The sequence below is a fragment of the Nocardia sp. NBC_01499 genome, from assembly GCF_045040275.1.
Lineage (GTDB): Bacteria > Actinomycetota > Actinomycetes > Mycobacteriales > Mycobacteriaceae > Nocardia.
On record NZ_CP109426.1, the window covers coordinates 10,154,770 to 10,167,958 of the forward strand.

Annotated in this window: 16 protein-coding genes; 10 read left to right on the forward strand and 6 right to left on the reverse strand. The window is 67.6% G+C overall.

Annotated features, from left to right (window positions below; translation table 11 throughout):
* Nucleotide 1 precedes the first annotated feature (1 nt).
* From OG203_RS45605 to OG203_RS45625, 5 genes are read left to right on the forward strand one after another with little or no spacing between them, the layout of a single operon-like run.
* The gene (locus tag OG203_RS45605) at nucleotides 2-1,750 is read left to right on the forward strand and encodes an HAD-IIIC family phosphatase (protein ID WP_405163428.1); all 1,749 of its coding nucleotides are present in this window, start codon (nucleotides 2-4) and stop codon (nucleotides 1,748-1,750) included.
* Nucleotides 1,740-1,988, forward strand: a complete 249-nt coding sequence (locus tag OG203_RS45610) for an acyl carrier protein (RefSeq protein WP_405163429.1) — start codon at nucleotides 1,740-1,742, stop codon at nucleotides 1,986-1,988. Before OG203_RS45605 ends, OG203_RS45610 begins: the two co-directional genes overlap by 11 nt.
* Nucleotides 1,985-3,532: an SDR family NAD(P)-dependent oxidoreductase gene (locus OG203_RS45615; protein WP_405163430.1), complete on the forward strand. Its 1,548-nt coding sequence runs from the start codon at nucleotides 1,985-1,987 to the stop codon at nucleotides 3,530-3,532. The genes OG203_RS45610 and OG203_RS45615 overlap by 4 nt, the downstream gene beginning before the upstream one ends.
* Nucleotides 3,495-4,448: an ABC transporter ATP-binding protein gene (locus OG203_RS45620; RefSeq protein WP_405163431.1), complete on the forward strand. Its 954-nt coding sequence runs from the start codon at nucleotides 3,495-3,497 to the stop codon at nucleotides 4,446-4,448. Before OG203_RS45615 ends, OG203_RS45620 begins: the two co-directional genes overlap by 38 nt.
* Nucleotides 4,435-5,223 carry an ABC transporter permease gene (locus OG203_RS45625; protein WP_405163432.1) on the forward strand — a complete coding sequence of 263 codons (789 nt, stop codon included), beginning with the start codon at nucleotides 4,435-4,437 and terminating at the stop codon, nucleotides 5,221-5,223. The genes OG203_RS45620 and OG203_RS45625 overlap by 14 nt, the downstream gene beginning before the upstream one ends.
* A gap of 6 nt (nucleotides 5,224-5,229) precedes the next feature.
* Here the strand turns inward: OG203_RS45625 and OG203_RS45630 are convergent, their stop codons facing one another.
* The 3 genes from OG203_RS45630 to OG203_RS45640 form a co-directional block, all read right to left on the reverse strand.
* Nucleotides 5,230-5,712 (reverse strand): hypothetical protein, encoded by a 483-nt coding sequence (locus OG203_RS45630; RefSeq protein ID WP_405163433.1) that lies wholly within the window; start codon nucleotides 5,710-5,712, stop codon nucleotides 5,230-5,232.
* A 315-nt stretch (nucleotides 5,713-6,027) separates the two neighbouring features.
* Nucleotides 6,028-6,225: a hypothetical protein gene (locus OG203_RS45635; protein ID WP_405163434.1), complete on the reverse strand. Its 198-nt coding sequence runs from the start codon at nucleotides 6,223-6,225 to the stop codon at nucleotides 6,028-6,030.
* 176 nt (nucleotides 6,226-6,401) lie between these two features.
* Entirely contained in the window at nucleotides 6,402-7,241 is an 840-nt protein-coding gene (locus OG203_RS45640; RefSeq protein WP_405163435.1) for a helix-turn-helix transcriptional regulator, read from the reverse strand.
* A gap of 102 nt (nucleotides 7,242-7,343) precedes the next feature.
* Between OG203_RS45640 and OG203_RS45645 the strand changes: the two genes are divergently transcribed.
* The 3 genes from OG203_RS45645 to OG203_RS45655 all read left to right on the forward strand — a co-directional run bounded on the left by OG203_RS45645 (nucleotide 7,344) and on the right by OG203_RS45655 (nucleotide 9,247).
* Entirely contained in the window at nucleotides 7,344-8,060 is a 717-nt protein-coding gene (locus OG203_RS45645; RefSeq protein WP_405163436.1) for an SDR family NAD(P)-dependent oxidoreductase, read from the forward strand.
* A 93-nt stretch (nucleotides 8,061-8,153) separates the two neighbouring features.
* Nucleotides 8,154-9,020 carry an LLM class flavin-dependent oxidoreductase gene (locus OG203_RS45650; protein WP_405163437.1) on the forward strand — a complete coding sequence of 289 codons (867 nt, stop codon included), beginning with the start codon at nucleotides 8,154-8,156 and terminating at the stop codon, nucleotides 9,018-9,020.
* Nucleotides 9,021-9,037: 17 nt separating this feature from the next.
* Nucleotides 9,038-9,247: a hypothetical protein gene (locus OG203_RS45655; RefSeq protein WP_405163438.1), complete on the forward strand. Its 210-nt coding sequence runs from the start codon at nucleotides 9,038-9,040 to the stop codon at nucleotides 9,245-9,247.
* Between the two features lie 22 nt (nucleotides 9,248-9,269).
* Here OG203_RS45655 and OG203_RS45660 read toward each other — a convergent pair whose 3' ends face one another.
* Complete coding sequence (locus tag OG203_RS45660; RefSeq protein WP_405163439.1) at nucleotides 9,270-9,794, reverse strand: YbhB/YbcL family Raf kinase inhibitor-like protein; 525 nt, start codon at nucleotides 9,792-9,794, stop codon at nucleotides 9,270-9,272.
* Between the two features lie 75 nt (nucleotides 9,795-9,869).
* Between OG203_RS45660 and OG203_RS45665 the strand changes: the two genes are divergently transcribed.
* Nucleotides 9,870-10,301: a MarR family winged helix-turn-helix transcriptional regulator gene (locus OG203_RS45665; protein ID WP_405163440.1), complete on the forward strand. Its 432-nt coding sequence runs from the start codon at nucleotides 9,870-9,872 to the stop codon at nucleotides 10,299-10,301.
* A gap of 12 nt (nucleotides 10,302-10,313) precedes the next feature.
* On the opposite strand, the gene OG203_RS45670 is transcribed toward OG203_RS45665, so the two are convergent.
* Complete coding sequence (locus OG203_RS45670; RefSeq protein WP_405163441.1) at nucleotides 10,314-11,168, reverse strand: LysR family transcriptional regulator; 855 nt, start codon at nucleotides 11,166-11,168, stop codon at nucleotides 10,314-10,316.
* 97 nt (nucleotides 11,169-11,265) lie between these two features.
* Between OG203_RS45670 and OG203_RS45675 the strand changes: the two genes are divergently transcribed.
* Entirely contained in the window at nucleotides 11,266-11,991 is a 726-nt protein-coding gene (locus OG203_RS45675; protein ID WP_405163442.1) for an SDR family oxidoreductase, read from the forward strand.
* Between the two features lie 13 nt (nucleotides 11,992-12,004).
* Here the strand turns inward: OG203_RS45675 and OG203_RS45680 are convergent, their stop codons facing one another.
* Nucleotides 12,005-13,123 (reverse strand): FAD-dependent oxidoreductase, encoded by a 1,119-nt coding sequence (locus OG203_RS45680; protein ID WP_405163443.1) that lies wholly within the window; start codon nucleotides 13,121-13,123, stop codon nucleotides 12,005-12,007.
* Nucleotides 13,124-13,189: the final 66 nt, after the last annotated feature.

The window sequence follows — 13,189 nt, forward strand, 5'->3', positions numbered from 1 at the left end:
CATGACAACCCATGTGGCAGTAGAACTTTCACCCGCCGACGGCTACGTCGCGTGGACCCAGCGCGCAAAAGCGCTCGCGCGCGAACCCGGCGTGCCAGGGGTCGCGGTGCGGATGGCGCTGCTCGCCACCTACACCACCGACTTCCTCGCCGAGCTGCTGCCGCTGGCGGGCGCGCGCGCCGGTCTGACACCGGAACTCCTGGAGTTCCCGTTCGGTCAGGTCGAGCAGGTGCTGCTCGCGCCCCAAACACCGTTCCGTGAGGGCGATTACGTGGTGCTGGCCGGTACCCATCACGATGTCACCGGCACGGTGGACGAGACCGTCAACCGCTGGGTCGGGCTCTGGGACGCGGCCGCGCGCTCCGGTGTCCGGGTCGTCCAGCTCGGTTTCGCGCCGCCCGCGGTGGACGCCTACGGCCCGGCGGCCTGGCACGCGCCGCAGTCGCTGTCGTATCGGGTGCGTGAGATCAACGCGCGCCTTGCCGAACAGGCCGCGGGCCGAGTGCTTTTCGTCGACGTTGAGCAGCTCGCCGCCCAGGTCGGCCTGCGCCAGTGGGAGGATCCGCGCAGCTGGTACCGGGTGCGTCAGCCGTACGCGCCCGACAGCCTGCCGTGGCTCGCCTCGGCGATCGCCGACACCATCGCCGCCGACCGAGGCCGCTCCGCGCGCTGCGTGGTGGTCGATCTCGACGGCACCCTGTGGGGCGGCATCCTCGGCGACGACGGCATCGACGGCATTCGCGTCGGCACCGGCCCCGATGGCGAGGCGTTCGCCGACTTCCAGCGCTACCTGCGCGCACTGACCGAGCGCGGCGTGCTGCTCGCCGTGGCCAGCAAGAACGACCGCGACCTCGCGCTGCGCGCCATCGCCGAGGCGCCGGGCATGGTGTTGCGGGTCGAGGACTTCACCTACATCGTCGCCGACTGGCGACCGAAATCCGAACAGCTCCAGGAGATTTCGGACAAGATCCGGCTAGGCCTGAACAGCTTCGCCTTCGTCGACGACAACCCGGCCGAATGCGCCCAGGTCGTCGCCGCGCACCCGGAGGTGCGCGCGCTGTGCCTGCCCGCCTCGCCCGCGAAGTTCGCCGCCGAACTCGCGGCGCTGCCCTGGCTGCACCCGGGCTCGCTGTCCAGCGAGGACTTCACCAGGCAACGCTCCTACCAGGCGCTCGCCGCCGCCGAACGGACCGCGACGACGGACAACCTCGACGAGTTCCTCGCCGGCCTGGAGATGGTGGCCACGATCGAGCCGATCAACAGCACCACCCTCGACCGTGCCGCGCAGCTGATCGCCAAGACCAACCAGTTCAACCTGACCACCCGCAGGCACACCCAGACCCAGGTCAGGAAGATGGCCGAGGATCCGCAGTGGTTCGCGGCCACGCTGCGCCTGCGGGACCGCTTCGCAGACCACGGGATCGTCGGCGTGCTGCTCGCCGAGGCTGTCGGCGGCGGCACCGTCGAGATCGACACGCTGCTGCTCAGCTGCCGGGTCATCGGCCGCAACGCCGAGAACAATCTGCTGGCGGCGACCGCCGAATGGGCGCTGGCACAGGGCAGCTCACGATTGGTGGGCCGGTATCTCCCGACCGCCCGCAACGCGCTGGTGCGCGATCTGTACCCCGGGCACGGCTTCGCGCTCGAAGCGGAGTCAGAACAGGGGTCGGTATTCGGTTACGACCTTTCGGGCGGCGCACTCGCGCGCAGCCCGCATGTGCGAGAGGCGCAGATGCAACATGGCTACTGATGTGATGGAGCAGCTGCTAGAGCTGTTCGCCGAGGTGGTGGGTGAGCCCGCCGCGCACGGCCCCGACACCGTCCGCGGCGATATGGACACCTGGGACTCACTCGCCCAGGTGCGCCTGGTCTACGCGGTGGAACGCGCCTTCGCGGTGGAACTTCCGGAGAGCACGCTCACCTCGGAACCGTCGCTGGCCGAGATCGCCGCCTCTGTGGTGGACGCACGGCAGGAGCGGGTGTCATGAATTCCCGGGTCTTCCGGGTTACCGATACGGATGTGGCGACCTACGCCGCGGCGGTCGGCGACCGCAATCCGCTGCACGTGGACAACGACTTCGGCCACCGATCGCCCTACGGCAGGCCGGTCGCGCACGGCGCGCTGGTGGTCACTCTCGCTTTGGCCGCGCTGGCCGAGACGACCGACCCGATGGCGGTGCGCGACATCCGGGCGACGTTCCGCCAGCCCACGATTCCGGGTCGGCGCTACGAGGTCGACTGGACGGTTTCGGAGAGCGAGGCCCGCGGCAAGGTCAGCTTCGGCGGTATCGAGGTGGTCGGTATCCGGTGCAGGCTCGGCTCGGTGCTGCCGTGGTGCGGTCCCGCCGCCGAGGACGAGCCGCGTCGCGATGCGCCGCGGGTACTCGGATTGGCCGATCTGGCAGGGGATTCCGCGCAGGCGCCCGGCCAGGAGAGCGGCTCCTACTCGGTGGACTATCCGCTGATCGCGAGCCTGGTATCGCGGGTGATCGGCGGACGTGTCCCCGAACATGTCGCGGCGGTGCTCGGTTGGGCAAGCTACTGGACCGGGATGTGCACGCCGGGCCGGGATGCCTTGCTCGTCGCGTGCACGGTCGTGCTGCACGGATCTGGTTCGGGCGCAGTCGAATTCGATACCAGCGAACCCGAGGTGGATCGACGCTCCGGCCTCGTCACGTTGCGCGCTGGCATGCGCTGCGGCGCGAGTGCCGATGTCACCGTGCAGAGTTTGATCAGGGAGTCGGTGCCAGGGCCGGACCCGGCGGAACTTGCCGCGGTCTTGCCGCCCTCGGAGAAGCTGGCCGGGCGAACCATTCTCGTCGTCGGCGGCAGCCGTGGGCTCGGTGCCGCGGTATCGCTGGGTTTGGCCAGCCAGGGCGCGCGCGTGCTGGTGAGCTGCACCCGGGCACCCGAGGTGCTCGCGGCGGCCTCGCACGCCTACCGGGACCGGTTGTGGCCGGTGCTCGCCGACGCCAGCGACGGCTGGGCGTTGGGCGCCGCGCTGCCGGAGGGTCAGTTGGATGGCGTGGTTCTGCTTGCGGCACCGGCCATTCCGACGCTGCCGCTGGCACCGGACGCGGTGGAGACCGCCGCGCAGTTCATGGCGGCGAGCACCCGGCTGGTCTTCGCGCCGCTGTCGGTGTGCGTGCCGCGGCTGCGCAAAGGCGCGACGGTCGTGATGATCTCCTCGGAGGCGGTGCTCGCCCCGCCACGCTGGTGGCCGCATTACGCGGCGGCCAAGGCGGCCGTCGAGGGTCTCGCGGAATACGTTGCGCGACACCATCCCTGGAACGTCGTGGTGGTGCGTCCACCGCGACTGTGGACCGACCTGACGAACACGCCGGGCGGACGTGCGGTGAGTAATCCCATCGCACCCGTCGCCGCCGACATCGTCAACGCGTTCTCCGCGGAAGAGGCTGTCCCCGGGGAAGTTTCAGTGCTCGGCGCCGCCGGTTGGGGCGCACCATGGCCAATTCTGAGTGAGGAGGTGCGGGATGCTGGAGATCTCCGACCTGAACAAGTCGTACGGTAAGAAACAGGTCCTCACCGGGATCGATCTGATCGTGCAGCCGGGCGAGATCGTCGGGCTGCTCGGGCCCAACGGCGCGGGCAAGACCACGACGGCGTCGATCGTCGCGGGCCTGACACCGGCCGACTCCGGCACGGTGCGCATCGATGGCATCGACGTCGCGAGCGACCCGCGCCAGGCGCGGCGCAAGCTGGGATTCGCGCCGCAGGAACTCGGCGTGAATCCCACGCTCACCGCGCAGGAGAACCTAACCTTCTTCGGTCGGCTGATGGGCGTCGGGCGCAAAGACCTGGTCGCGCGCATCGACGAGGTGGCGGATCGGCTCGGTGTCACGCCCTTCCTGAAGACCAGGGCGCACCAGCTCTCCGGCGGTCAGCAGCGCAGGCTGCACACCGCGATGGCACTGCTGCACGAACCCGATGTGTTGTGGCTCGATGAGCCGACCGTCGGCGCCGACGTCTCGGCCAGGCAGGATCTGTTGGTAGAGGTCCGCAACCTCGCCGACCACGGTGCCGCCGTCGTGTACGCGACGCACTATCTGCCCGAATTGGAGGTGCTCGACGCGCGTGTGGTCGTGCTGCACCAAGGCCGGATCCTGGCGCAGGGTAATGCCTCGGATCTGGTGGAGCAGTACGCGCAGTCCGCGGTGAGCCTGGAGTTCTCGGCCGCCATCCCCGCGAGCCTCGGCGGATTCCTCGCCGCACCCGGTGCCGCCGTGCTGGAGTCGAAGCGGTTGAACATCCCAACCAATGTGCCGGGGCAACTGCTCGCTCAGTTGTTCGCCACGTTGGATACCGACACCGATCAACTGCTCGCGGCGGAGATCCATCACCCCAATCTGGAGAACGCGTACCTGGCGATCATGCGCGCGGCGCAGGATGACCAGCCCGTGGAAGGGATCCAAGATGCTGTTGCATGACTCTGCTGTTGATCGAGTACGCGCGTTGTCCTGGGCGGATCTGCGCCGTATACGGTCGGACCCGGCTCAGCTCATCGTGCTGACGGTGCTGCCGATCGGCATGATCGCGTTCCTGACACCGGCGAACCGGGCGCAGCTGCGGCTGACCGGATACTTCAACGCGAGCGGTGTCGAGCAGTCAGGGCCTGGCACGATCGTGATGTTCGCGTTCTTCATCACCACCTTGCTCGGTGCGTCGTTCTTCCGCGAACACGAGTGGGGAACCTGGCAGCGGATTCGAGCGGCTCCGGTACGGGCGATCGAGGTCATCATCGGGAAGTCGTTCCCCTCGGTGCTGTTCTCGGTCGCTCAGGTTGCCATTCTGTGGCTGGTCGTGTTCACGCTGTGGGACCTGCACAGCAAGGGCTCGAGCTGGCTTCTGCTACCCATCACCGCCTCGCTGCTCGCGGCCACCTGGGGATTCGGCATCGCCCTCGTCTCGTTGTGCCGCACCATCGATCAGCTCGCGATCATGGCGCAGGTGGGTTCGCTTGCCATCGGTGGGCTCGCCGGCACCATCACCCCGCGGGACACGCTGCCCGCCTGGGCACGCGCGTTGTCGCCCTACACGCCGCAGTACTGGGCGTTGAAGGGGTATCAGGACGTCATCCTGCACGGTGCCGGGTTCAGCGACATCATCAAGCCGTGCCTGATCCTGCTCGCCGTCGGCGTTGCGGGTGGACTGGTCGCCCTGTTCAAATTCCGGCTCAATCACAGCAAGGTCGGCCGGAGCTGACGGCGGTTACTCGATCGGCTGGGTGATCGAGTTGTGTTCGTCGTTGATCAGGTGAAAGGCGGACGCGAGGTCGTCGAGCGCGGTGCGCCAGAGCGTTTCGGTGCCGTCGCCGTGCGGGTTGCCGCTGCTCAGCGAGAGCAGCACCTGCGCGGCCTCGGCGGCGCGCGCGGCGGCGTCGAGCAGGACCGGCGCCTGGTCGGAGGTGTCGCGCGGGGCCAGCGCGTCGATCCGGTTGTGTAGCCAGTGCGCGTCGAAATGGGCCTGTTCGGTGGCGTTTTCGCCGACCAGCGCCGGTTGGGTGCTTGCCGCCGTCCAGCGGCGGGCCAGCTCGTTCTGATCGGGTGCGTTGGTGACCGCGCTGCGCAGTTCGCTGCTGAAGACCCGCTGCAGTAACGCGGCGAGCTTGGCACGTTCGACGGCGGTGTCGTTGTGCGCGAGGGCATCGATGTCGCCAGGGTCGATATGCAGCACCGCGAGAATTGCCCTCAATTGCGCGATCGTGGCCACTCAACCCCTGCCTTGTCATGACTCGCCGAGCCGCTCTCGGCTACCACCCGACCCCCGGTACACCGAACGATTAACTAAATGATAGCCGCACGGTGTCATCGCGACACCGCAAACGCCGCGCGAATGCTGTGGTTATGGGCTGCTGCGCAACCGATCTCGACACTGGACGGACCACACCCTCAGGTCTTGTGTCCATGATGACCTCATTCCGAAACGTCGATGCCTACACATCTACGTTCGGTTTGGTCCCCCTTCTGGATTGTCGGCACGCCGAAACAATATCGGCGGCGCGATCGGTCAGGGGTTGGTGTAGGTGGCCGCCACCATGTCGAGGACGAGATCCTGAAGTAGTCGGCGGGTCGTGTGCGCCTGCGCGATCAACAGCTCCGACCCGTCACCTTCGGCCAGGTCAACGAGCTGATTCAGCAAATGACACACGGCGAGCAGCCGTCGTACGGCTTGCCGCCGCTCACCACAGGTGAGGTCGGTACGCATACTGTCCCCATCGCGCCACGCCGTCCCCCCGTTTCGTCCCGCCACGCCGATCGCATTCGCACCGCCGGTTAGTTCTCCGCGGAGGCCTTGGCGTTGGGGTCGGGTGAGTGGGGCTGGAGTTCGCTGTGGCGGGGTGGCGCTGGATCTCGAAAAGGACTGAGGGGACGTTGGATTCGTTAGCCGGTCAGGGATTGGGTGCCGAGGACGGTGAGTAGGGCGAGGCGTTCGGCATCCTCGGTGCCCGGCTCGGCCGTGTAGATCATGATGCGCAGTTCGCTGCCTGCCACGGTGAGTACATCGCAGTCCATCGTCAGCGTGCCAACTCGCGGATGATCGATGGTCTTCTGGGCAGCTTCGCGGCGGCCGACCGCGCCGGATTCCCATAGCGCGGCGAATCGGGGACTGTTGGTGCGCAGTTCCGCGATGAGTTTTCGTAGCCGCTGGTCGGCCGGGTATTGGGCGGCGGCGGCGCGCAGGTCGGAGACCAGTGAGGTTTCGTGGGCGCGGATGGCCTCCGGCGTGCGGCGGGTGGGGACGCCGAGGCCGAGGAAGTAGCGCCAGACACCGTTGCGGTTGCTGTCGTTTCGTCCGGGCTGATCGCCCATCAACGCCGCATACGGTTGGTTGAACTGCAGCAGCGTCCATGACGCGTCGTAGACGGCGACGGGTGTCCCGGTCAGCCGGTCCAGCACGCGTTGCACGCTCGAGGTGATGTAGGTTGGCACCGTTTCCGGGTCAGGCAGCGCCAACCCGGCCAGCCGGAACAGGTGTGCGCGCTCGTCCGCGGATAAGCGCAGCGCCCTGGCCAGCGCCTCGACCACCTGGGTCGAGGGATTCGACGCACGCCCTTGTTCGAGTCGGGTGACATAGTCGACCGAGATCCCCGCCAGCAACGCGAGTTCCTCCCTACGCAGACCCGGAGCGCGCCGCTGTCCACCGGCGGGCAGCCCGGCCGTCTCGGGCGTGACCTTGTCACGCCAGCGGTGCACCGCCCTCCCGAATTCCGCTGTTGCCATGTTTCTCAGTCTGCCCGTCCGGCCGACCACCTGCCTGGTATCAGCAGTCCCAGGAAGGACAGACGACTGGTTGGCCGTCCCGCTCGGCGCGAAGCTGGAGTCATGACAACAACACTGATCACCGGAGCTAACAAGGGTCTGGGCTTCGAAACCGCCCGCCGCCTCATCGCGGCGGGCCACACCGTCTACCTCGGCAGCAGGGATGCCGAACGCGGCCGCCGAGCCGCCGAACAGCTGGGCGCGCGGGCGGTGGTCATCGACGTCACCGACGACGCGTCCGTCGCCGCTGCGGTGAAAACCATCGAGGCCGACGGTGGGCTGGATGTGCTGATCAACAATGCGGGCATCGCGGGCATCGAAGGGGAGACCAGGGACGGTGCCGAGATCGGCGCGGCCGCGGTGACCGTCGACATGATGCGGCCGATCGTCGAGACGAACGTCTTCGGCGTGGTCCGCGTGACGCACGCGTTCCTGCCGCTACTGCAACGATCCGCCGCGCCCGTCGTGGTCAACGTCAGCAGCGGACTGGCCTCGCTCACCAAGGTCAGCACCCCTGGCACACCCGCATACGCCTACCTCGGAGTCGGCTACCCGGTGTCGAAGGCGGCGGTCAATATGATCACCGTGCAATTCGCCAAGGCCTTCCCGACCATGCGGATCAACGCGGTGGAACCCGGCTACACCGCGACGGATCTCAACGGGCACACCGGAACTCAGACCGTCGAGGAGGGCGCCGAGATCATCGTCCGGATGGCCGAGCTTGACACCGACGGGCCTACCGGCGGTTACTTCGACAACGCGGGCACCTTGCCCTGGTAGTGCCGCTGAACACTTCGCCACGGGCAGGTGACTATCGTTGCCGCAGAATCTAATTCGCTTGCCTGAAACGGCCTGACACCGCACTATTCCGGTATGCGATTCTCGATCAACATTCCGAACTTCGGGGACTTCGCCGACGCCAGGACGGTGGCAATGGCGGCCTCGGCGGCGGAGCAGGCGGGCTGGGACGCACTGTTCATCTGGGACCACGTGGTGCTCGACAAGAAGGAACGGCGTGGTCAACCGTTCGGTGATCCGTGGATGCTGCTGACCGCGGCGGCGCTGGCGACCTCGCGCCTGAAGCTTGGCACCCTGGTCACTCCGGTGGCCAGGCGGCGGCCGGAACAACTCGCCCGCCAGGTGGCGACCCTGGATGCCCTCAGCGGTGGCCGGGTCATCTTCAGCGCGGGTCTCGGCGGACCGATCGCGGACGAATTCGGCAGCTTCGGGGAACCAACCGACCCGGTCGTACTGGCCGAGCGCCTCGACGAGGGCCTGGAACTGTTGCAGCGCTACTGGTCCGGCGAGCTGGTGAACCATGACGGAAAGCACTATCAGGTCAACGACGTCACATTGCTACCCGCCGCGACGCAACGCCCACGCCCGCCGGTCTGGATCGCGGGCTTCTGGCCCCATCGCCGCCCGATCCGCCGCGCCGCCCGCTGGGACGGCGTCGTCCCCCTGTTCAGCGCCGGTCACGGCAACCTGCCACCCATCGACGAGCTGCGCGACCTCGTCGCCTACGTCAACGAACACCGAAAAGACCAACAGGACAACCACTTCGAGGTAGTGGTCGGCGGCATCAGCCCAGGCGACCCCACCAAGGCCCGCGACCTCATCGCCCCCCTCGCCGACGCGGGCGCGACCTGGTGGGACGAGCGTCAGCTGATGACCACCGACGCCCTCCACCGCCTCGCCCCCATCATGCGCCGCATCAACCAAGGCCCACCCACCCTGTAGTGGATTACTGTGGCGCCGTGGGATTTACCGAATACGCGCCAGGCGATGTAGTCCATTTTCCGGAAGGACCGTTCAGCGGTATCTGTGCGGTCGTCCGGGAAGTCGATGCCCGTAGTGCGAAGCTGCGCATAGACTTCGGCGAAGGACTGGTCCACCGCGAGGGCGGCGTACTGCGCGAGCGGCGCCACAGCCTGACCGTCGGCTACGACGAGGTCGAGTTGGTCTAGACAAGCCCTGTTGGCGCACCTGTCAGGCGGGAGCGTCGCTCGTTCCCACGAGCACTGCCCGTCCGACCGTGTGCGGAATCATCACGATATTCAGCATTGCGAGACTCGCGCCGTCCGATATCTCCAGAGAATCCACCGAAAGCGCTGTCGCGCAAACGAACAGGCGATGGGTGCCGGTGCCGGGTGGCGGTCGTACTCCTGAGTATGCCGCTTGCCCAAGGTCATTGGTCAGCAGGACGGCACCGGCGGGTAGCTCGGCCCCGCCACTGACCCCGGCATTACCGTTGATGCTCCCCGCTGCGGTGGGCACGTCCTTGACCGCCCAGTGCCAGAGTCCGCCCGGGATGGGCGCATCGGCGTCGAAGGCGGTGATGACCAGGCTTCGGGCGCCATCGGGCAGGCCTGACCAGGCGAGCGCGGGGGACCGGTTGGCACCGGCGTCGGTGTTGTAACAGGCGGTCGGGAGCGGGCCTCCGTTGTCGAAATCATCACTGCGCAAGTCGAATTCGGCGGCAGGGAAGGCTAGCGCGTAGGGGTTGTAGCTCACAGTTCTCCTGATGTGGTCGATATATACAGCCTTGCTGTATTTCCGAAAGTACAGCGAAGCTGTATAGTTTGTCCAGTGAAGGATGCCGACTACTCCGTGGCCGACGCCGAGCAACTTCGCGTTGTCGTCGGAAAGTTCGTGCGCAGCGTCAGAACCGTCGACACCATGCCCGCCGGGCAGGCGGCGGTGCTCGGCCAGCTACGCCGAGAGGGACCGCAGGCGATCGTGGCCCTGGCGGATCGAGAACGCGTCCGCCACCAAACCATGGCCAGGACGGTAAAGCTCTTGGCTGCCAAGGGATTGGTCGACGTCGCCGCCGATATCAGCGACAAGAGGCGCGTCATCGTGACACTGTCGGCCGAAGGCAGTGCCCGACTCGATGACGAACGAACGAGTCGAGCGGCGTGGATCGCGCAGGCCGCGCGGTCGGAGCTGACCGATCAGGAGCGGACGATGCTCAAGCACCTGCCCGCGGTTCTCGAGAAACTGATCGTCGGCGACAAGTGACCCTGGAGTCGACTAGAGGCGGGTAGCGGTCCGGACGAGATCGGCGACGGCTTTGGAGCGGCTGTGCGGTGGCCACGCGATCACCGTCGTGACGGTCGGCGCGTCCAGTACCGGCACGGCCGTGTATTCGCCGCCAAGATGGGCTCCGACGGATTCCGGCATGAGCGCCGAAGCCCGGCCGAGCGCGACCAGTTGGAGCAGCTGAGTATGGTCGCGAACCTGCGGACCGGGCCCGTCCGGGTAGGTGCCGTCTGGTCGGGGCCAGCGCGGCATCGGTAGGCCGGGCAGCGCGGCGACTTCGGAGCGCTGCACGTGGGCCCGGTCGGCGAGGGGATGCCCGGCAGGTAGCAGGACTACCTGCTGTTCGCTGTGCAGCTCCTCGATGTCGAATCCGGCTGTCGCATCGAACGGCTGGTGCAAAAGTGCCACGTCGGCCCGCCCGTCGCGGAGCAGTCGTTCCTGCTCGCCCGGCCCGCACAGCAGCACATCGACGGTGACCGCGCCCGGCTCGGCGGCGTAGGCGTCGAGGAGTTTGGACAGCAGTTCGATGGACGCTCCGGCCTTGGTTGCCAGGACCAGGCCAGGACCGGTCGCGGCGAGGGCGGCGCGGCGGGTGCGGCGCTCGGCGGCGTCGACCGCGTCCAGCGCCGCCCTCGCCTCCCCGAGCAGCACCAGCCCGGCCTCGGTCAGGCTGACCGCGCGGCTGTTGCGTTGCAGCAGTACCACTCCGAGCCGTCGTTCGAGTTGCCCGATCGCCCGGGACAGCGGGGGCTGCGTGATGCCGAGCCGATGCGCCGCGCGCCCGAAATGCAGTTCCTCAGCGACGATTACGAAGTATCGCAGCTCCCGTGTCTCCACGATCTCCATGGTATCCGGCGTCTACCGGTATCAATACCCGAGCGGTATCGCTGTCCACCCAGTCGGTGTTGGACGCCCCGCTCGACGCGGCACAACAATCGACCGTATGAGTGAACAGACAATCGCGCTGGTGACCGGCGCGAACAAGGGCATCGGATACGAGATCGCCGCTGGCTTGGGCAATCTCGGTTGGCGCGTCGGTGTCGGCGCCAGGGATGAACAGCGCCGCGAAGCCGCGGTGGAGAAGCTGCGGGCGGCCGGTGCCGACGTGTTCGGCGTACCGCTCGACGTGACCGACGACGCGAGCGTGACCGCTGCCGCCGAGCTGATCGAGGAACGTTTCGGACGCCTCGACGTGCTCGTCAACAACGCCGGGATCACCGGCGGCATGCCACAGGAGCCAACCCGGGTCGCCCCCGCGACAGTGCTCGCCGCCGTGGATACCAACGTGATCGGCGTCATCCGCGTCACCAACGCGGTGCTACCGCTGCTGCGCCGCTCGGCAGCACCGCGGATCGTGAACATGTCGAGCACGGTCGGCTCGCTGACCCGGCAAACCACACCCGGTGCCCAAGCTGGCCCGATTTCCGCCGCGTACTCGGCGTCGAAGACGTTCCTCAACGCCGTCACCATCCAATACGCCAAGGAACTTCGCGACACCAACATCCTGATCAACGCGGCCTGCCCCGGCTATACCGCCACCGACCTCAACAGATTCCTTGGCGTCCGCACGCCGGAGCAGGGCGCGGCGATCGCGATCCACCTCGCGACCCTGCCCGACGATGGACCGACCGGCGGGTTCTTCGACGACGCCGGGGTTGTGCCGTGGTGAGCGGCGCGCCTGTCTAGTCCCGTCCGGTGAACATGTCGATCAGCGCCGGGTTTTCGTCGGCGATGTGCTCGAAGAACTCCGCGGCTTCGGCGGTCATCTCGGTGCTGCGCAGGAACATGGCCTGCTCGAACTCGGCGAGCGCGGTCTCCACATCATCGCGGTGTGCGGCAAGGGCTTTGCCGAGTTCGGCGCCGTCGAGCATGGCCAGGTTGGCGCCTTCACCGTTCGGGACCGAGAGGTGGGCCGCGTCGCCGACCAGGGTCACGCCCGGCACGCGATCCCACCGGTGTCCGGTCGGCAGCGCGTAGTGCGGGCGCCAGACCGGTGCGGTGTCGCTGTCGGTGATCAAGGCGGTGAGTTCCGGTGCCCAGCCGTCGAATTCGCGGGCGACCCGCGCGAGCGCCGTGGCGGCGTCGGTGAAATCGATGGCGGCGAACCAATCCAGCGGCCTGCGCAGCACCGCATAGGTATGCAGGGTGTCGCCCCGTTCCCGGTGTCCGTGGATCTGCCCGTCCGGCGAGGTCGTCATCAGCGACCCGCCGCCGACCGCCTTCGCGGCGGCGGGATGCTGGGTGTCGGCGTCGTAGAGGTAGGTCTCGACGAACGACTGGCCAGCGTATTCCGGTGTGGCGGTGGACAACAGGGGCCGGACCCTGGACCACGCGCCGTCCGCGCCGACCAGCAGGCTCGTCACGATGGTGCTGCCGTCGGCGAAGCTCACCTCGTGGCGGCCTGCGCCGAGGGCGCGAACACCGCTGGCCTTGTACCCCCACCGGACCGTCCCGGCCGGCAGCGATTCCAGGAGCATCTGCCGCAACTCGGCGCGCTGCGCCTCAGGGCGTCCACCCGTACCGTCGTCGGCCTTGTCGACCAGCACGGTGCCATCCGAGGCGAGAATCCGGATCGCCTGGCGGCCTTCCAAAACGATGCCGCGGAACTCGTCAACCAGCTCGGCCGCCTCGACCGCCAACTGCCCGTTGTAATCGTGGATATCGAGCATCCCACCCTGCATACGCGCCGTCGGCGACAGCTCCGCCTCATACACCGCCGCCGCAATACCGTGCACATGCAACACCCGAGCCAACGTGAGCCCGCCGAGCCCGGCCCCAATAATCGTTACTGAACTGGTCATGCAGACGAGGTTGCCGCCCCCCGATTGCACCACCCTTGCGTCCCCCTTGCGCCCTCATGCATCTAC